Source organism: Actinoplanes philippinensis (assembly GCF_900113015.1).
Lineage (GTDB): Bacteria > Actinomycetota > Actinomycetes > Mycobacteriales > Micromonosporaceae > Actinoplanes > Actinoplanes philippinensis.
Genome location: NZ_FONV01000015.1, coordinates 16,722 through 34,275 on the forward strand (window position 1 = coordinate 16,722; position 17,554 = coordinate 34,275).

General features: G+C 71.9%; 17 protein-coding genes and 1 tRNA gene. 5 read left to right on the plus strand and 13 right to left on the minus strand.

From position 1 onward, the window contains the following. The first annotated feature begins 20 nt into the window (after window positions 1–20). Window positions 21–1,070, plus strand: coding sequence for a MerR family transcriptional regulator (locus tag BM290_RS35155; protein WP_203779637.1), 1,050 nt, complete (start codon window positions 21–23; stop codon window positions 1,068–1,070). Further along, entirely contained in the window at window positions 1,067–2,464 is a 1,398-nt protein-coding gene (locus BM290_RS35160; RefSeq protein WP_093620273.1) for an MFS transporter, read from the plus strand. The genes BM290_RS35155 and BM290_RS35160 overlap by 4 nt, the downstream gene beginning before the upstream one ends. Window positions 2,465–2,517: 53 nt before the next feature. On the opposite strand, the gene hutH is transcribed toward BM290_RS35160, so the two are convergent. The 6 genes from hutH to BM290_RS35190 are packed head-to-tail and all read right to left on the minus strand — an operon-like array spanning window position 2,518 to window position 10,494. Beyond that, window positions 2,518–4,386, minus strand: coding sequence for a histidine ammonia-lyase (gene hutH, locus BM290_RS35165; protein ID WP_373871130.1), 1,869 nt, complete (start codon window positions 4,384–4,386; stop codon window positions 2,518–2,520). Continuing rightward, a complete protein-coding gene (gene hutI, locus BM290_RS35170) occupies window positions 4,383–5,570 on the minus strand; it encodes an imidazolonepropionase (protein WP_093620274.1) in 1,188 nt (395 codons plus the stop codon). Before hutI ends, hutH begins: the two co-directional genes overlap by 4 nt. Next, on the minus strand, window positions 5,567–6,847 hold the full coding sequence (locus BM290_RS35175; protein ID WP_093620275.1) for a formimidoylglutamate deiminase: 1,281 nt from the start codon (window positions 6,845–6,847) through the stop codon (window positions 5,567–5,569). Before BM290_RS35175 ends, hutI begins: the two co-directional genes overlap by 4 nt. Next, window positions 6,844–7,998 (minus strand): allantoate amidohydrolase, encoded by a 1,155-nt coding sequence (locus BM290_RS35180; RefSeq protein WP_093620276.1) that lies wholly within the window; start codon window positions 7,996–7,998, stop codon window positions 6,844–6,846. Before BM290_RS35180 ends, BM290_RS35175 begins: the two co-directional genes overlap by 4 nt. After that, window positions 7,995–9,626: a urocanate hydratase gene (hutU, locus tag BM290_RS35185; protein ID WP_093620277.1), complete on the minus strand. Its 1,632-nt coding sequence runs from the start codon at window positions 9,624–9,626 to the stop codon at window positions 7,995–7,997. The genes BM290_RS35180 and hutU overlap by 4 nt, the downstream gene beginning before the upstream one ends. A gap of 22 nt (window positions 9,627–9,648) precedes the next feature. After that, a complete protein-coding gene (locus BM290_RS35190) occupies window positions 9,649–10,494 on the minus strand; it encodes a MurR/RpiR family transcriptional regulator (protein ID WP_093620278.1) in 846 nt (281 codons plus the stop codon). 113 nt (window positions 10,495–10,607) lie between these two features. On the opposite strand from BM290_RS35190, the gene BM290_RS35195 reads away from it, so the two are divergent. Then, on the plus strand, window positions 10,608–11,441 hold the full coding sequence (locus BM290_RS35195; RefSeq protein WP_093620279.1) for an MOSC domain-containing protein: 834 nt from the start codon (window positions 10,608–10,610) through the stop codon (window positions 11,439–11,441). A 43-nt stretch (window positions 11,442–11,484) separates the two neighbouring features. After that, window positions 11,485–12,429 carry an expansin EXLX1 family cellulose-binding protein gene (locus BM290_RS35200; RefSeq protein ID WP_093620280.1) on the plus strand — a complete coding sequence of 315 codons (945 nt, stop codon included), beginning with the start codon at window positions 11,485–11,487 and terminating at the stop codon, window positions 12,427–12,429. 65 nt (window positions 12,430–12,494) lie between these two features. Here the strand turns inward: BM290_RS35200 and BM290_RS35205 are convergent. From BM290_RS35205 to speD, 4 genes are all read right to left on the minus strand, one after another. Beyond that, window positions 12,495–12,569, minus strand: a tRNA-Leu gene (locus tag BM290_RS35205). Next, window positions 12,560–13,162 (minus strand): HNH endonuclease signature motif containing protein, encoded by a 603-nt coding sequence (locus BM290_RS35210; RefSeq protein ID WP_203779639.1) that lies wholly within the window; start codon window positions 13,160–13,162, stop codon window positions 12,560–12,562. Before BM290_RS35210 ends, BM290_RS35205 begins: the two co-directional genes overlap by 10 nt. A 264-nt stretch (window positions 13,163–13,426) precedes the next feature. After that, window positions 13,427–13,903 (minus strand): thioredoxin-dependent thiol peroxidase, encoded by a 477-nt coding sequence (bcp, locus tag BM290_RS35215; protein ID WP_093620281.1) that lies wholly within the window; start codon window positions 13,901–13,903, stop codon window positions 13,427–13,429. A 20-nt stretch (window positions 13,904–13,923) separates the two neighbouring features. Further along, window positions 13,924–14,349: an S-adenosylmethionine decarboxylase gene (speD, locus tag BM290_RS35220; protein WP_093620282.1), complete on the minus strand. Its 426-nt coding sequence runs from the start codon at window positions 14,347–14,349 to the stop codon at window positions 13,924–13,926. 291 nt (window positions 14,350–14,640) lie between these two features. Between speD and BM290_RS35225 the strand changes: the two genes are divergently transcribed. Then, window positions 14,641–15,012 (plus strand): Asp23/Gls24 family envelope stress response protein, encoded by a 372-nt coding sequence (locus BM290_RS35225; RefSeq protein WP_093620432.1) that lies wholly within the window; start codon window positions 14,641–14,643, stop codon window positions 15,010–15,012. Between the two features lie 310 nt (window positions 15,013–15,322). On the opposite strand, the gene BM290_RS48735 is transcribed toward BM290_RS35225, so the two are convergent. From BM290_RS48735 to BM290_RS35240, 3 genes are read right to left on the minus strand one after another with little or no spacing between them, the layout of a single operon-like run. Further along, a complete protein-coding gene (locus tag BM290_RS48735) occupies window positions 15,323–16,294 on the minus strand; it encodes a hypothetical protein (protein WP_093620283.1) in 972 nt (323 codons plus the stop codon). After that, window positions 16,291–17,013, minus strand: a complete 723-nt coding sequence (locus BM290_RS35235) for a DsbA family protein (RefSeq protein WP_093620284.1) — start codon at window positions 17,011–17,013, stop codon at window positions 16,291–16,293. The genes BM290_RS48735 and BM290_RS35235 overlap by 4 nt, the downstream gene beginning before the upstream one ends. Beyond that, entirely contained in the window at window positions 17,010–17,501 is a 492-nt protein-coding gene (locus tag BM290_RS35240; protein ID WP_239143965.1) for a MauE/DoxX family redox-associated membrane protein, read from the minus strand. Before BM290_RS35240 ends, BM290_RS35235 begins: the two co-directional genes overlap by 4 nt. Window positions 17,502–17,554: the final 53 nt, after the last annotated feature.

Consider the following 17,554-nt stretch of genomic DNA (forward strand, 5'->3'; position numbering starts at 1 on the left):
ACACGGGGGTGGGAGGCACGGTGCCCGAGCTGCTGACGATCGGCGTGTTCGCCCGGGCGGCCCGGCTGTCGCCGAAGGCGCTGCGGCTCTACGACGAGCTGGGTCTGCTGCGGCCGGCCGCGGTCGACGACGGCTCCGGCTATCGGCTCTACGCGCCGGAGCAGCTCGACCAGGCCCGCCTGATCGCCTGGCTGCGCCGGCTCGGCATGCCGCTCGCGACGATCCGGCGGATCTGCGATCTGCCCGCCGTCGAGGCAGCCGCCGAGGTCGACGCCTACTGGCAGCGGGTGCTGGCGGAGACCGCCGACCGGGGCCGGCTCGCCACCTTCCTCGTCGACCACCTCTCCGGGAGGGGCAGCGCGATGGGAGCTCTGGGGATCCGCTACGCGGCACGGTCCGAGGCCGGCCCGGTGCGGGACAGCAACGAGGACACCGCCTATGCCGGGCCACGGCTGATGGCGGTGGCCGACGGGGTGCGTGGCGGCGCCGGTAACCGCGCGAGCGCGGCCGCGGTCGACGCGCTGAAACCACTGGAGACGGTCTCGGTGCCGGCCGAGGATCTGCTCGGCGCGCTCGCCGAGGCGGTCCGCGACGCCGGCCGGGCGGTCGGAGCGATCGAGGGCGAGGCGGCGACCACCCTCACCGCGATGCTCTGGTCCGGGTCACAGCTCGCGCTCGCCCACATCGGCGACACCCGCGCCTACCGCCTGCGGGGCGGTGCGATGAGCCTGATCACCACCGATCACACCTATGTGCGGTCCCTCGTCGATCAGGGCCGGCTCAGCGAGGCGGAGGCCGACACCCACCCACAGCGGTCCCTGCTGGTCCGGGCGCTGACCGGCCCGGCCGGAGCGGAGGCCGATCTGTCGGTGCACGAGGCCGCGGTCGGTGACTGTTATCTGCTGTGCTCCGACGGCCTGTCCGCGGCCGTCCCCGCCGGCGATCTCCATACGGTGCTGACCGGCCCGGGAGACCCACGGCAAGTGCTCGACGAGCTGATCGCCCGCGCCTATGCGGCCGGTGCCGACGACAACGTCGCGGCGGTGGTCGCCGACGTGGTCGCCGCGTGAGGGCGGCCCTCACTGACCGTCGCCCACTGGCCGTTCCGGCGTTCCGTCGCTGGTGGGCGGCGTCGCTGGTGACAGCGGTCGGCGGCTCGTTCAGTGTGGTCGCGGTCCCGGCCCAGCTGTATGCGAAGACCGGCTCGTCCGCCGCGCTCGGCGGCTCGGCGGTGCTGTCGTTCGCCGGCCTGGTGATCGGCGCGCTGACCGCCGGCACGCTGGCCGACCGCTGGGACCGGCGGGTGGTCCTGCTGGCGGCACAGTCCGGTCTCGCCATGACGTATGCGGCGTTGTGGGCCCACGCCACCCTCGACGGTCCGCTGCCGATCCTGCTGGCCCTGGTGACCTGCCAGGGCCTGACTTTCGGAGCGATCTCCACCATCGTGGGCGCGGTCCTGCCCCGCCTGCTGCCACCGGACCTGCTGGCCGCCGGCAACAGCCTGAACTCCCTGGTCCGCTACGGCGGCTGGATCCTGGGCCCACTCCTGGGCGGCCTGCTCATCCCACGCGCCGGCCTGAACACCCTCTACCTCTGCGACGCGATAGCCCTCCTGGCCGTTCTCCTCGCCGTGCACCGACTGCCCGCGATGCCCCCGATACCCCCAGCCCGTCCGACCCGAAGCGCGCTGCTGCTGAGTGGCCGCTCTGGGCGGGACGATGGCCGCTCCGGGCGGGGCGGTGACCGTCCCGGGTTGTCGACGGCGCGGGGCAATGGTGGTCTCCGCGATGGTCTTCGGCATCTGCGGACGAGCCGCCTTTTGATGGCGGTCCTGGCGGTTGACCTCGCCGCCATGGTGCTGGGCATGCCGGTCGTGCTCTTTCCGGAGCTGGCCCGCGACACCTACGGCGATGCGGCCGGCGGTGGCCCGGTGCTGGGCCTGTTCTACGCCGCCTACCCGGCCGGGGTGATCGCGGCGGGGCTCCTCTCCGGCACGTTCACCCGGATCCGTCGGTCCGGCCGGGCGATGGCCGCCGCCGCGCTCGCTTGGGGCGCAACCGTCGTCCTGCTCGGCCTGACCACCCGATTGTGGCTGGCGCTGCCTGCCCTGGTGCTCGGTGGCGCGGTCAATTTCGTGCTGAGCACCCATCGCAACGCGATCACCCAGGCGCACACCGACGACGCGCTGCGCGGACGGGTCCAAGGCCTGCTGACCGTGGTGCTGACCGGCGGCCCACAACTGGCGAACCTGTTGCACGGCGCCGCCGGCGCATGGATCGGCCCACGCCCGGCGATCATCGCCGGCGGCCTGCTCACGCTGATCTCGGTGGCGGTCACCGTACGAGCCGTCCCCGAGTTGATCATCGCCGCCGAGCCCGCCGAGCCCGCCGAGCCCGCCGAGCCCGCCGAGCCCGCCGAGCCTGCCCGGCCTGCCGGGCCTGCCCGGCCCGCCGATCCGGCATGAGCCACCACCGGTTGCGGGGATCAGCGGGCCACGATCGGCGGCCGGCGGGATGGTCAGCTGAGCGGGCCGACCTCAGCCTCGATCGCGGCGCGCAGGTCCGGACCGGCGACGACGGCGCGGGCCTGTTCGAGGATCGGGGCCAGGAAGAGGTCCGGCCCCGGTTCGCCGGCGAACGGCGCTACAGCGGCCAGCGCGGCCCGCCCGGCGGCCGACGGGCTCAGCGGGGCACGCAGCTGCAGGCCACGGACAGCGGAGAGCAGCTCCACGGCGAGCAGGCTGGTCAGGTTGTCCAGGACGGTCCGCAGCTTCTTGGCGGCGGCCCACCCCATCGACACGTGGTCCTCCTGCATGCCGCTGGTCGGCAGCGAGTCCACCGACGCCGGGGAGGCGAGCCGGCGGTTCTCGGCGACGATCCCGGCCGCGGTGTACTGGGCGATCATCAGACCGGAGTTGACGCCCGCATCGGGGGAGAGGAACGGTGGCAGCTCCCGGGAGCGGGTGACGTCGAGCAGGCGGTCGACCCGGCGTTCCGCGATGGCGCCGACCTCGGCCGCGGCGATGGCCAGGAAATCGGCGGCGAACCCGAGCGGCGCGCCGTGGAAGTTGCCGGTCGACTCGACCCGCCCGTCCGGCAGCACGACCGGGTTGTCGACCACCGACACCAGTTCCCGGGAGCTCAGCAGCGCGGCGAAGTCGAGCGTGTCGCGGGCCGCGCCGGCCACCTGCGGGGCACACCGCATCGAGTATGCGTCCTGCACCGCGTGTGCCAGGTCGTCCCGGTGCGAGTCCATGATCGCCGAGCCCTGCAGCAGCCGGTGGATGTTCGCGGCCGAGGCGGCCTGTCCGGGGTGCGGGCGGATCTCGTGCAGCTCGGGCAGGAACGGCCGGTCCGATCCGAGCATCGCCTCGATGGCCAGGGCCGCTGTCACGTCGGCCATGGTGAACAGGTGACGGGCGTCGGAGATCGCCAGCAGCAGCATGCCCAGCATGCCGTCGGTGCCGTTGATCAGCGCCAGCCCCTCCTTGGCGGCCAGGTCGAGCGGGTTCAGCCCGGCGCTGCGCAGAGCCTCCGCACCGGCGATCCGCGAGCCGTCCTTGGCCAGCACCCAACCCTCGCCGAGCAGCACGAGGGCACAGTGCGCGAGCGGGGCCAGGTCGCCGGAGGCGCCGAGCGATCCGTGTTCCGGCACCCACGGCGTGATGTCGTGGTTGAGCAGGTCGACCAGGCCCTGGGCGAGGGCCGGGCGGACCCCGGAACGGCCGAGTGCCAGCGAACGCACCCTCAGCAGCATCATCGCCCGTACCACCTCGCGGGGCATGGGCGCGCCGATGCCGGCGGCGTGCGAACGGATCAGGGCGTGCTGCAGTTCGGCGCGGCGGGCCGGTTCGATGGAGGTGCCGGCGAGGGCGCCGAATCCGGTGGAAACGCCGTAGACGGGCCGCCCGGAGGCTTCGATCCCGTCGACGATGGCCCGGCTGGTGGCCATGGCCGCAACGGCTTCAGCCGAGATCTCGACCCGAACCGGCCCGCCCGCCGGGCCGGAGCCGCCCGCCGGGCCGGAGCCGCCCGCCGGGCCGGAGCCGCCCGCTGCGCCGGAGGTGCCTGTGGGGCGGGAGGCGTCCGTTGGGCGGGAGCCGCCCGCCGCGCCGGAGCTGCTGGCTGCGGAGGTAGAGGTAGCGCCGGGGCTGCTGGCTGCGGAGGTGAGGGTGGAACCGGGGCCGTCGGCTGCGGAGGTGAGGGCGGAACCGGGGCCGTCGGCTGCGGTGGTGAAGGCGGAACCGCCCGCGGTTGTGAAGGCGGAACCGCCCGCGGTGGTGAAGGCGGAACCGCCCGCGGTGGTGAAAGCGGAACCGGCGCCGGAGCGGGCGACGGCGATGACGTCGGCCGGGGAGACGCCGGTGGAATGGACGGTGACGATCATTGCGGCACTCCGTTGTGCAGGACGGAACGGATCAGGGGAACACCCGGCCGGTAGGCCAGGTGCAGGTGGGAGGGCGCGTCGAGGACGATCAGGTCGGCGCGGGCGCCGACCGTGATCCGGCCGACGTCGTCGCGGCGCAGCGCGTGTGCGCCGCCGGCGGTTGCCGCCCATACCGCCTCGGCCGGGGTCATCCGCATCTCGCGGACGGCGAGGGCGATGCAGAAGGGCATCGAGGAGGTGTACGACGACCCGGGATTGCAGTCGGTGGCGAGAGCGACGGTGACTCCCGCGTCGAGCAGCCGCCGCGCGTCCGGGTAGGGGGAGCGGGTGGAGAATTCGGCGCCGGGCAGCAGGGTGGCGACCGTGGTGGAGTGTCCGCCGTCGGCGCACATGCAGTCGATCGCGGTGGAGGCGAGCGCGTCCACGTCGGCGTCGTCGAGGTGTGTGCAGTGGTCGACGCTGGCGGCGCCCATCTCGACGGCGAGCCGTACGCCCGGCCCGGGACCGAGCTGGTTGCCGTGGACGCGCAGCCCGAGTCCGGCGGCCTGTCCGGCGGCGAGAACGGTGCGGGCCTGGTCCTCGTCGAAGGCGCCGCGTTCACAGAACACGTCGATCCATTTGGCGTACGGCCGGGCGGCCGCCAGCATCGGCCCGACGACCTGGCCGACGTACTTCCACGGGTCGCCGGCGTGTTCGGCGGGCACCACGTGTGCCCCGAGGAAGGTGGTCTCGCTGGTCAGTTCGGCCGCGATCCGCAGGGACCGGACCTCGTCGTCGACGTTCAGTCCGTACCCACTCTTGATCTCGATCGTGGTGGTGCCCTGCCGCCGCATCTCGGTGACCAGCCGGGTGGTGTTGTCGCGCAGCACGGAGTCCGGCGCCGCCCGGGTCGCCCCGACCGTGGTGCGGATCCCGCCGCCGGTGTAGGGCTCGCCGGCCATCCGCGCCGCGAACTCGGCCGCCCGGTCCCCGGCGAAGACGAGGTGGGTGTGGCTGTCGACGAAACCGGGCAGCACCGCCGCGCCGTCCACGTCGAGGATGTCGTCGGCGGCCGGGGCACGGTGCGCGGGCCCGACCCAGGCGATCCGATCGTTCTCGGTCACCACCGCCATGTCGCGGGCCAGCCCGAGCCGGCGGTCGCTGTTGGTGACCAGCTCACCGATGTTGGTGACGAGCAGACTCATCGGAGCACCTTCGCCAGTTCTCGGGGGACGTCGACGAGCGTGTGCACACCGTCGGCGACGATCCGCCGGCCGCCGGAGATGACGTGCGTGACGTCGGCGGCGGTGGCGGCGAGGACCGCCTGCGACGGGTGGGCGCCGGTGGTCCGTACCGTGGAAAGAGAAACCGCCACCAGGTCGGCGCGCAGGCCGGGAGCGATGGCGCCGGCGTCGTCCCAGCCGAGGGCCCGGTGCGCCGTCGCCGCGGCGACCAGCGACGCGGCCGGGAAATGGCCGCGGCTCTCGCTGGCCAGCCGTTCGTTCATCTCCAGCCCGCGGATCTCCTCGAACGGGTCGATCACCGCATTGCTGTCGCTGCCGAGGCTGAGCGGCACGTACGCGTCGGCGAGCCGGCGGGCCGGTCCGATGCCGTCGGCCAGATCGCGTTCGGTGGTGGGACAGAAGCAGACGCCGGTGCCGCTGTCGCCGAGCAGCTTGACGTCACCGTCGGTGAGGTGGGTGGCGTGGATCGCGGTGGTGCCGGGCCCGAGGACCCCGTGCCGGTCGAGCAGCTCCGCCGGGGTGCAGCCGTGCACCGCCCGGCACTGATCGTTCTCGGCCCGCTGCTCGGAGAGGTGCACGTGCAGCGGGGCCCGCCCGGCGAGTTCGGCAAGCTGGTCGGCGGGCACCGCGCGTACCGAATGGATCGCCGCCCCGAGGACCGCGTGCGGTGACGGGCTCAGCGCGCCGACCCGATCGGCCCAGGCGGCGGCGTCGCCGTCGCCGAACCGTTCCTGCACGCCCTGCAGGGGCGCGCCGTCCACGCCGGCGGTCAGGTAGAGCGTGTCGAGCAGGGTGATCCGGATGCCGGCCTCGTCGGCGGCCGCGATCAGCGCCGCGCCCATCGCGTTCGGGTCGGCGTACCGCACCCCGCCGGGAGCGTGGTGCAGGTAGTGGAACTCGCCGACGCAGGTGATCCCGGCCAGCGCCATCTCGGCGTAGACGGCCCGCGCCAGCGCCAGATAGCCGTCCGGGTCGAGGGTCGCCGCGACCGCGTACATCTGCTCCCGCCACGTCCAGAAACTGCCCCGGCCGCTGTGGGTACGGCCGCGCAGCGCCCGGTGGAAGGCGTGCGAGTGCGCGTTCGCGAGGCCGGGCAGCACCAGACCGGGCAGCGGCTCACCGTCGACCGGCGCACCCGGCGTGACCGTGGTGAACCGGCCGTTCTCGATCTCGATCCGCACGTCCTCGGCCACGCCGTCGCCGATCCAGGCGTGCCGGGCGTGGAAGACCGACCTCATGTGAGGTCCTCCAGCACCCGGGCCAGGGCTTCGACACCGGCCTCGCAATCGGCGTCGGACGCGTGCTCGGCCGGGGAGTGCGAGACACCGGTCGGGTTGCGGACGAACAGCATCGCCGTCGGCACGTGCGCGGAGAGCACCCCGGCGTCGTGCCCGGCGCCGGTCGGCAGGATCGGCGCGTCGTCGAGCAGCGCGCTCAGACGGGCCGCCAGCGCCGTGTCGAAGGCCACCTCCGCGGTCACCGACTCGGGCGTCACCGACAGTGTGGTGCCGTCCCGCCCGGCCCGCTCGGTCGCCGACTTCACCACCGCGTCGACGACCCGGCCGAGGGTGCCGGTGTCCGCGGCGCGGGCGTCCAGCCAGCCGCGGACCAGCGACGGGATGGCGTTGGTGGCGTTCGGCTCGACCTGGACCCGGCCCACGGTGGCGTGCGCCCCGGAGAGCCGGGCCTCCTCGTTCGCCGCCAGCACCGTGTGGGCGAAGGTCAGCATCGGGTCGTGCCGGTCGGTCATCCGGGTGGTGCCGGCGTGGTCACCGACGCCCGCGAAGTCCATCCGCCACCGGCCGTGCGGCCAGATCGCGCTGGCCACCCCCACCGGCTCGGACAGCGCCACACCCTGTTCGATGTGCAGCTCGACGACCGCCGCGAGCCGGCCGACCCGGGCGTCCGCGCCGGTGGGCTCGGCGCCGAGCGCCTCCGCGAACGAGATGCCGTCCCGGTCGGTCAGGGCGGCGGCCCGAGACGGATCCATCACCCCGGTCAAAAGCCGAGACCCCAGGCAGGGTACGCCGAAACGCGCCCCCTCCTCCTCGACGAACGCCGCGATCCCGACGTTGCGATCCGCCGGAATGCGGTCCACGGCCAGGAACGCGCTCACGATCCCCAGCGGACCGTCGTAACCGCCCCCGTGCGGCACCGAGTCGAAATGCGACCCGGTCAGCACGGTCCCCGGCGCCCACGGCTCACCCCGCCACGCGAACAGGTTCCCGTTCCCGTCGTCGGTGACCGTCATGTCCCGCTGCGCGGCCTGCCCCCGGAACCAGTCCCGCAGCGTCAGCTCCGGCTCGGTCAACGCGAACCGCAGATAACCGCCGCTGCCGGCCCGCCCGATCGGCGAGATCTCCGCCCACAGCTTCCCGAAATCGCTCATCGGGCCATCGGGATCCGCACGCCACCGGCCGAGTGCGACTCGTAGCCGGCGTCGACGTGCCGCAGCACACCCATCGCCGGGTCGTTGGTCAGCACCCGCTCGATCTTCTGCCCGGCCAGCGCGGACCCGTCGGCCACACACACCTGACCGGCGTGGATGCTGCGCCCGATGCCCACCCCGCCACCGTGGTGAATCGACACCCAGCTCGCCCCGGACGCCGTGTTGACCAGCGCGTTCAGCAGCGGCCAGTCGGCGATCGCGTCGGAGCCGTCGAGCATCGCCTCGGTCTCCCGATACGGCGACGCCACCGACCCGGCGTCCAGATGATCCCGCCCGATCACGATCGGCGCGCTCACCTCACCACGCGCCACCATGTCGTTGAACCGCACCCCGGCCCGGTCCCGCTCGCCGTACCCCAGCCAGCAGATCCGCGACGGCAGCCCCTGGAACGCGACCCGCTCCCCGGCCATCCGGATCCACCGGGCCAGCGGGTCGTTCTCCGGGAACAGCTCCAGCACCGCCCGGTCGGTGGCCGCGATGTCCGCCGGATCCCCGGAGAGCGCCGCCCACCGGAACGGCCCCTTGCCCTCGGCGAACAACGGCCGGATGTACGCCGGCACGAACCCGGGGAAGTCGAACGCCCGCTCGTACCCCGCCAGTTTCGCCTCACCACGGATCGAGTTGCCGTAGTCGAACACCTCGGCCCCGGCGTCCTGGAACCCGACCATCGCCTCGACCTGCTTCGCCATGCTCACCCGCGACCGGTCGGTGAACTCCTCCGGCTTCACCCGCGCGTACTCGGCCATGTCGGCCAGCTCGACACCGACCGGCAGGTAGCTGAGGGGGTCGTGCGCGCTGGTCTGGTCGGTCACGATGTCGATCTCGACACCCCGCGCCAGCAGGGCCGGGAACACCTCCGCGGCGTTGCCCGCCACACCCACCGACAGCGCCTTGCGCTCCGCCTTGGCCGCCAGCGCCACCGACACGGCCTCGTCCAGCGAGCCGGCGATCACGTCCAGATAGCGGGTGTCGACACGGCGCTGCAGGCGGGTCCGGTCCACGTCCACGATCAGGCAGACGCCACCGTTCATGGTCACCGCGAGCGGCTGCGCGCCACCCATGCCACCACAGCCGCCGGTCAGCGTCAGCGTCCCGGCCAGGTCGCCGCCGTACTTCTTGGCGGCCACCGCGGCGAACGTCTCATACGTGCCCTGCAGGATCCCCTGCGTGCCGATGTAGATCCACGAACCGGCGGTCATCTGCCCGTACATGGTCAGGCCCAGTTGCTCCAGCCGGCGGAACTCCGGCCACGTCGCCCAGTCGCCGACCAGGTTCGAGTTCGCGATCAGCACCCGCGGCGCCCACTCGTGCGTCCGCAGCACCCCGACCGGCTTGCCCGACTGCACGAGCAGCGTCTCGTCGCCCTTCAGCGCATCCAGCTCACGCACGATCGCGTGGAACGACGGCCAGTCCCGCGCCGCCTTGCCGGTCCCGCCGTAAACCACCAGATCCTGCGGCCTTTCGGCCACCTCCGGGTCCAGGTTGTTCATCAACATCCGCTTGGCGGCCTCCTGCGGCCAACCCTGAGCGGTGTACGCCGTACCGCGCGGCGCCCGGATCTCCGACATCCTCGTCTCCTCCCACAACGCTCTACGCGAGAAAAATGTGCCGGCGGGCGGCAGTGGCCTCGAACTCCTCGAGCCGGCGCTGCACCGGCTCCGGGGCCGCGTCGCACATCGCCTGCAACAGCACCATGGCCATCGCCATCGGGCCGGTGTGCAGGTCGAACACCAGCTGCGTGCCCACCGCGGCCGGCAGCACCACATCGGCGTGCTCGGCCACCGGGCTCACCGCCGAATCGGTGATCGCGACCACCGACAGCCCCGCCGCCCGGGCCTCACGGACGGCCTCCACCGACTCACGCGGATAGCGGGGCAGCACGATCGCCAGCATCGCACCGGCTCCGTCCGCGCGGGCCTGATCGAGCCGGTCCAGCAGGCTCGTCCCCCCGCCGTCGAGCACCCGCACCCCCGGGAACACCTTGGCCGCGAAATACCCGAAGTACGCCGCCAGCGGCGCCGCGGCCCGCAGGCCCAGGACCGGCAGGGGACGGCTCCCGATCAGCAGGGCGGCAGCCCTCCGTACCTCCTCGGGGTCGTGCAGTTGCTCCGCGAGCCGCCGCAAGTGCTCGGTCTCCGCATGCACCGCACGCTGCATCGCGTTGCGCGCCGCCGGCTCGGCCGGCGCGTCCGCGGTCAGCGCCCGCAGCTCCCGGCGCAGCGCCGGATAACCCGAATAGCCCAGCGCCATCGCGAACCGGGTCACCGACGGCTGACTCACCCCGGCCAGCTCGGCCACCTCGGCAGCGGACAGATACGCCGCCTTCGCCGCGTGCTCGACCAGGCTGTGCGCGATGCGCCGCTGGGTGGGGGTGAGGCGCGCGCCCTGGAAGAGATCCAGCACCCGCCCGGCCGTCTTGACCGCTCCGTCATTCACCCCAGCAGCTTATGCATAATTACTTTCAGAAAACCAGACTCCACGGCCGATCAACACCCGACCGGGCGCTCGGGCACCCCCACCCCCGACGGCACTGTGACAGGCTTGCCGGCATGCGGATCAGCTCGCTCCACACGTACCCCGTCAAGGGTTGCCACCGCCTTGACCACGACGAAGCCGCCGTCGAACCGTGGGGCCTCGCCACCGACCGCCGCTGGATGATCGTCGACGCCGACGGCGTCGGCATCACCCAGCGCGAAAGCGCCACCCTCACCCAGCTGACCGCCCGCCCCCGCCCCGGCGGCCTCCACCTCAGCGCCCCCGGCATGCCCGGCCTCGACCTCGCCGAACCCGCCGACGGCCCGAAGACCCAGGTCCGCATCTTCCGCAACAAACCCCACATCCCCGCCCGCATCGCCGACACCGCCTGGGTCACCGCCTTCCTCGGCCGCGACGCGAGCCTCGTCTGGCAGGCCGACCCCACCACCCGCACCATCCCCGACTTCGCCCGGCCCGGCGACCGCGTCAACCTCGCCGACGGCTACCCCGTCCTGCTCGCCAACACCGCCTCCCTCGACGCCGTCAACGACTGGCTCACCGAAAGCGGCGACGACCCCGTCCCCATCCACCGCTTCCGCCCCAACATCGTCATCGACGGCGCCCCCGCCTGGGCCGAGGACGACTGGATCGGCCACCGCCTGCACCTCGGCGACGTCACCTTCCGCGTCGCCAAACCCTGCGACCGCTGCCGCGTCACCACCATCGACCAGGAGACCGGCGAAACCGGCCGCCAGCCACTGCACGTCCTCGGCCGCCACCGCCGCTTCAGCAACGGCCTCCTCTTCGCCGTCAACCTCATCCCCGACCTCACCGCCGGCCAGACCGGCCACCTCCACGTCGGTGACCAGGTCACCGTGCAGAGTGACGGCGTCTTAGGAGAGTCTTAGAAGATTTGCCCCCACCCCGGTCGGGCGACCAGGATGCCAGGTCGTGAGTGCTCATCGATCCCCGCTCAGCGCCCGATGGCTCGCCGCCGGCGGCGCCGCCGTCCTCGCCGCCGTCCTCGGCGTCGCCATGCTCCTGACGAACGGCGGATCGGCCTGCGCCGCCCCACCGAGCACCACCCAGAAAACCGGCAAGGCCACCTTCTACGACCTCGCCGGCACCTCCGGCAACTGCTCCCTCGAGGTCCCCGCCGACGACCTCTACGTCGCGCTCGGCCCCTCCGAGTACTCCGAGGCCGCCTCCTGCGGCGCCTACCTCGACGTCACCGGCCCCAAGGGCAAGGTCCGCGTCAAGGTCTTCGACTCCTGCCCCGAATGCCCCGCCGGCCACCTCGACCTGAGCCGCACCGCGTTCAAGAAGATCGGCAACGAGATCGACGGCATCATCCCGATCAAGTACAAGCTGGTCACGAACCCGGCCACCCCCGCCGGCATCAGCGTGCGGATCAAGGAGGGCGCCTCCCAGTACTGGTTCGCGGCCCGCATCGACAACCACGCCAACCTGCTCGCGTCGGTCAAGGTCGCCAGCGGCGGCGGCAGCTTCAAGAGCGCCCACCGCACCGACTACAACTACTGGCTCATCGACGCCGGGGCAGGTCCCGGACCCTTCAAAATCAAGATCACCGATGTGTACGGCAACACGGCCACCGTAACCGGCGTGAAGATGTCCCCCGGAACCGTCCAGAAGACCAGCACCCGCATCACCGGCGGCTCCACCACGGTCGCCACGGTCGAGAAGGCCACCGCCCCCAAGGCGAAGACCACCACCTCCGCCCCCGCCAAGACCACGAAGTCAGCGGCCCCGTCCACGTCGGCGACCCCGGCCGCCGCGCTCCCGGAGTCCACCACGGCCCCGAGCGCCGAGCCCCCGGCCGCCAACCAGCCCTTGGTCGACCTGGCCGCCGCCGAACAGGCCCCGTCCTCCTGCTGACCACCAGCTACGCCGACGGGTCGTCGACCAGGCCACTCGGCCGGGTGGACGACCCGTCGTTCTCGTAGGGCCGGCGGGACTCGAACCCGCACTGTCACGGACCTAAACCGTGTGCCTGCTGCCAATTGGGCTACGGCCCCTCGAAGGCATAAATGTACACATCCGATCGGTGTTCTTGTCGAGGCGGGAGGCGTCTGCCCAGGAGAACCCCGGTAGGGGTGACCGCCTCATCGTCGAAGACGACGTCGTCGTCGCCCTGATCCGGCAGCCGTTTGGTGTTCGCGTAGGTCGCCGTCTGGCTGTGACAGTTCGGGCAGAGGAAGCGGAGGTTGCGTGGGCGGTTGTCTAGGAAGTCACCATTGATGTGATCCACGTGAAGTGTCAGGGGTCGGCCGTTCCAATGGGTGCCGCATCCACATTTCTCGCAGTGCTCCGGTAATCCGATGCGGAGCAGTGCGATCCGTAGCCGCTTTCCCGGGATGCGGCGAGACCCCTCCGGGAGGAGCACAAGGCGTTGGTGTGGAGGCATGTTCCAGACTCCTCGGTCACCGCGGTTATGCGCTTTGCCGGTGAAGTGCGAGGTGTCGATGCCGAAGCGCTTTAACTTCCGGCTGATGTGGGCATGTGCGCCGCCGGAGGGTCGGATGCCCAGCACCCGCAGCACGCCGGCGACGCTGGCGGATTGCTCGGCTGCGGCGGTCAGGACTTCGGCGGTGTACTTCACTCTAGGCATGTAGCTACTGTACTGGAGCCGATAGGCAATGAGCAAGTTGGTATGCGCATGGTCGAGGCTGAGAATGTGATGTGGAGCGGGCTTGTCCGGCCGTGAGGCCTGGTAGGGCGGGCGGCGTATAAACCAGGGAAATCGTGCACGGCGGCCGCCTTGCGGGTTGGTACCGCATGACGGCCGCCGTGAGTCCGGGTTCCGCTTGCCGGGGGCGGGTCGTTCTCACCATCGGCCGGGGTCGCCCGGAGTTGGGGCTTTTCCGCTGACTTTTCAGTCCAGGCCCAGGTCACGACGCAGTTTGGCGACGTGGCCGGTGGCCTTGACGTTGTAGAGGGCGCGCTCGATCACGCCGTTCTCGTCGATGACGAAGGTGGAGCGGATGACGCCGGTGACGGTCTTGCCGTACAGCTGCTTCTCGCCGAAGGCGCCGTAGGCGGTCAGGGTGCTCTTGTCCTCGTCGCTGACGAGCGGGAACGTGATGGCGTCGTGCTCGCGGAACTTGGCGAGCTTGGCGGGCTTGTCGGGGGAGATGCCGACGACCTCGTATCCGGCGGCCTGCAGGGAGGCGAGGTTGTCGCGGAAGTCGCAGGCCTGTTTGGTGCAGCCGGGTGTCAGGGCGGCGGGGTACGCGTACAGCACGACTTTGCGCCCGCGCAGGTCCTTGAGCGAGAGGCTGTCGCCGGTGTCGGTGGGGAGGGTGAAGTCGGGTGCGGCGTCGCCGGCGCCGAGGCGCGCGTTGTCTGTCATGGAACCGACGATAGTGCCGGTCATCCGGGGATTCGTTGTGTGCTCCACAGTTCGCGGGCGGCGGCGAGATCGCGGGGCCATTCCTCGCCTCGGCGGGTGAGGGTGCGTTCGCTGATCCGGTAGTCGCCGACGAGGCGGTGGAATTCGTCGAGGACATCGGCTTCGCGGAACGGTTTGCAGGAGAAGATGTCAACGAAGATCTCGCGTAGGTGCGGGTAGGTGTGGATGGCCGCGTGTGATTCGGCGAGGATGACCACGGCGGATTTCCCGGCCTTTTCGGGCGGTCCGTTCTCGGTGGCGACGAGCGGGCCGGCGATGACCGTCATCCCGATACGGTCGACCAGGTCACGCATGAACCGGGTGAGGGCCGCGTCGTCGTCGAGGAGCCCGGTCCGGGTGATGTCGGAGAGCCGGAGGGTGAGTTCGTCTCCGTAATGGTCGAGCATCGTTCCTCCTCAGGTAATGCCGTGACTGAACGTTAGCAATTGTTCACGCCTCGTGTCCGTAATGGTTCATGCCAATAATCGAGCCCCGTGGATTCCGTTTCGACGGCCATTCGGAAGTCGGCTTTCGGCACATCCGAATGCGGTTCGGGAACGGAAACAACGGCGTTCCGCAGGGTGTTCTGCACATCGAGTGACAGCCTTCGCGAGAATTTCACGCCGACCGGGATGGCACCGGCGCGCCGGGCGGAAGTACGCTGCGCGGCACAGGCGTCGAGAGTGGAGATCAGCGCGATGAGCGAGGCTACGGACGGCACGACCCCGGCGGGCACCACCACGGTTTCCAGCGAGGTCGTCGAGAAGATCACGGTCGCGGCGGCGAAGGCCGTGCCGGGGGTGGCGGAGCTGGGCGGCGATGTGGCCCGCTTCTTCAACAGCGTCCTCGACAAGGTCGGGCTGGACCAGGTCGGCGACGGCAGCCGCGGCGTCACCGCGAAGGTGACCGGCAGCGATGTGACGGTCACCGTGGTGCTGGTCCTGGAGGCCGGGCGGGTGGTGGCCGAGGTGACCGCCGCGGTCCAGCAGGCGGTGACCGCGGCACTGCAGGGTTACGGCCTCAACGTCCTGGCCGTCAACGTCAACGTCGACGACATCGCGGGCGTCTGACCGAAGGACGAAACCAGGGCGGCCGGCTCGGCGACGGCGGCACGCAGGCGCGGGACACGGGGCGAGCCGGGCGCCCCGGCCCGGCGACGGCGGCGTGCAGACGCGCGGTGCGGGGAGAGCCCGGCGGCGGCGGCGTGCAGACGCGCGGTGCGGGGAGAGTCCGGCGACGGCGGCGCGCAGACGCGCCGCGCGGGGAGAGCCCGGCGACAGTGGCGCGCAGACGCTCGGCGCGGGAAGAGCCCGGCGACGGCAGCGCGCAGACGCGCGACGCGGGGTGAGGCGGGCGACGGCGGCGCGGGAGGCCGGAGAGCTAGGCGACCGGCTCCGGGACGGCGGCGCGCAGGCGCAGGACGCCGGTGAGGGCCAGCCCCGCACCGGCGCCGATCGCGCAGGCCACGGCGACCCGGGGGAACCAGGCGGGCCCGGCGGACGGGACGACGGCGGCGAAGAAGACGTCGGCGCTGCCGAAACCGGCGAAGGCGGCCAGGATGAATCCGGACAGGGTCAGGTAGAACGGCGGCTGCCACCGGAGGGCCGCGCAGGCGAGCAGTCCGGCGAGGATCGGCACGGGCGCCCAGCCGGCTCCGTCCAGGGTGGTCGTCAGGGCGTACCCCAAGGTGATCGAACCACCGAGGAACGCGAGCGGGCCCGCGGACCTGGGCCACCGCCGGGCGAGAAGGGTGACGGTGAGGCCCAGCAGGGCCGAGCCGAGCCACCAGGCCCAGGCCGCCGGGGGTGGCTCGTAGTCGATCGTGCCCTGGATCTCGAAGGTGCGTGCCTGGTCGCGCAGGGGGATGGCCCAGTCGCGCACGCGGTGGGCCGAGCCGGGGTCGGTGGTGACCGCGGGCGGGGGCGCCGGTTCGGTCCAGCGGGCGCGCTGGTCGTGCCAGCGGACGGTGGTGTCGCCGGAGACTCGCCGCCAGGTGGGCGCGGCGGTCGGGGCAGCGGTGGCGGGGACGGGTGTCTCGCCGCCGAGGGTCTGGTTGAGATATGTGGCCGGCGAGTTGACGTTTTCATAGGTGCCGTCCGGCCGCACCTCGAGGTAGGGCTCGCCGGAGTAGCCGAGGATCTCGACGGTGCGGTCGCTGTCGTTGCTGAGTTCGAGTCGCGCGCCGCCCTCGACGACCCGCACGGTCAAGCCGTCGAGGGGGCTGCTGAGCCCGGTGACGGCGACCCGGTAGTCGCTGACCGAGGTGGCGTCGCCGGCGTGGGCCGACGCGGGTGTGGCCGGCACGAGGATCGCGCCGGCCACCGCCAGGATCGTGGGGAGGAGCCGTCTCACCCGGCTGCCTTGGTGACGGCCGCGGTGAGCGCCTCGGTGGTCGGGTTGTCGAGTTTCTGCCCGGCGACGACGACCGTCGGGGTGCCGGTGTAGTGCCGGTCGGAGAACGTCTCGGTCACCTTGGTGGCCCACGGCTGGTAGGTCCCCTCGTTCACCGCGGTGACGAAGGTGTCGCTGGTCAGGCCGACCGACGCGGCCAACTCGATGATCTTGGCGTTGCTCAGGCCGTCGCTGTTCTCCTCCGGCCGGTTGGCGTAGAGCACGTCGTGGAACTCGGTGAACTTCCCCTCCTGGGCGGCGGCGGCGGACGCTGCGGCGGCGCGGGTGGAGTACTCGGTGCCGTTGGAGAACCGGTCGAGGATCGCCACCGGGTGGAACCGGACGGTGACCTTGCCGGCGCCGGCGAGATTCTTCAGCGTGGGTCCGCTGGTGGTCTCGAAGTTGCCGCAGGCCGGGCACATGAAGTCCTCGTAGACGTCGACGACGACCGGCCCGCTGCCGACGGCGAAGGCGGTGCCCTCGTCGACGGCGACGCTCGGCGTGACCAGCTTGCCCTCGTCCTTGCCGCTCATCACGGTGTAGCCGACGATCCCGGCGACGAAGAGCACCAGCACCACCGCGACCGACGTCCAGAGGGTCACGGTACGGCGCCGCTCGGCCGCTCGCTGATCGGCGACGATCTGCCGCGCCTTGGCCGCGCGGTCCTTGCCCTTGCTCATTTCTCCCCCAAGAGGACGCCGTCGAGTGAGAACCGGGTACGGGGCCGCCACACCAGGAGCCCGGAGAGCGCCAGGAACGCCAGATCACGCGCGATGTCCACGCCGTACGCGGTGCTCTCGCCGCGGCCCAGCTCGCCGCCGCTGCTGAAGCACCCGCAGTCGATCCGCAGGCCGCGCGCCCACGCCGAGGCGATGCCGGCGACGAAGACCGCCAGCAGCAGCGCCGAGATGACGGCGGTGAGCCGCGTCGACAGGCCGATCAGCAGGAGCAGGCCGAGCGCGATCTCGAGGAACGGCTGGACCGCCCCGACCACCTTGGCGGTGTCGTAGGACATCACCTGGTACGCGTTGACGGCCCGGGCCGAGGCGGCCAGATCGCCGACCTTGAGAGCGCCGGCGATCAGCCAGACCGCGGCGAGGCCGAGCCGTGCCGCTGTGCCGATCCAAGGCCACGCGACCGTCATGCGGGTCTGCCGTGAGGTTTCCATGGTCACCTTGGGGTAGTCGGAGTCCGTTCCGCTGAGGTTCCCGGCCATGGTGA

Coding starts and splice junctions, on each gene's coding strand:
- BM290_RS35175 (WP_093620275.1), bottom strand. CDS start 6,847: ATGAGGTCGGTCTTCCACGCCCGGCACGCCTGGATCGGCGACGGCGTG.
- BM290_RS35195 (WP_093620279.1), top strand. CDS start 10,608: ATGCGGATCAGCTCGCTCCACACGTACCCCGTCAAGGGTTGCCACCGC.
- BM290_RS35225 (WP_093620432.1), top strand. CDS start 14,641: ATGAGCGAGGCTACGGACGGCACGACCCCGGCGGGCACCACCACGGTT.
- hutH (WP_373871130.1), bottom strand. CDS start 4,386: ATGATCGTCACCGTCCATTCCACCGGCGTCTCCCCGGCCGACGTCATC.
- hutU (WP_093620277.1), bottom strand. CDS start 9,626: ATGTCGGAGATCCGGGCGCCGCGCGGTACGGCGTACACCGCTCAGGGT.
- BM290_RS35235 (WP_093620284.1), bottom strand. CDS start 17,013: ATGAGCAAGGGCAAGGACCGCGCGGCCAAGGCGCGGCAGATCGTCGCC.
- speD (WP_093620282.1), bottom strand. CDS start 14,349: ATGCTCGACCATTACGGAGACGAACTCACCCTCCGGCTCTCCGACATC.
- BM290_RS35240 (WP_239143965.1), bottom strand. CDS start 17,501: ATGGAAACCTCACGGCAGACCCGCATGACGGTCGCGTGGCCTTGGATC.
- bcp (WP_093620281.1), bottom strand. CDS start 13,903: ATGACAGACAACGCGCGCCTCGGCGCCGGCGACGCCGCACCCGACTTC.
- BM290_RS35180 (WP_093620276.1), bottom strand. CDS start 7,998: ATGAGCGATTTCGGGAAGCTGTGGGCGGAGATCTCGCCGATCGGGCGG.
- BM290_RS35210 (WP_203779639.1), bottom strand. CDS start 13,162: ATGCCTAGAGTGAAGTACACCGCCGAAGTCCTGACCGCCGCAGCCGAG.
- hutI (WP_093620274.1), bottom strand. CDS start 5,570: ATGAGTCTGCTCGTCACCAACATCGGTGAGCTGGTCACCAACAGCGAC.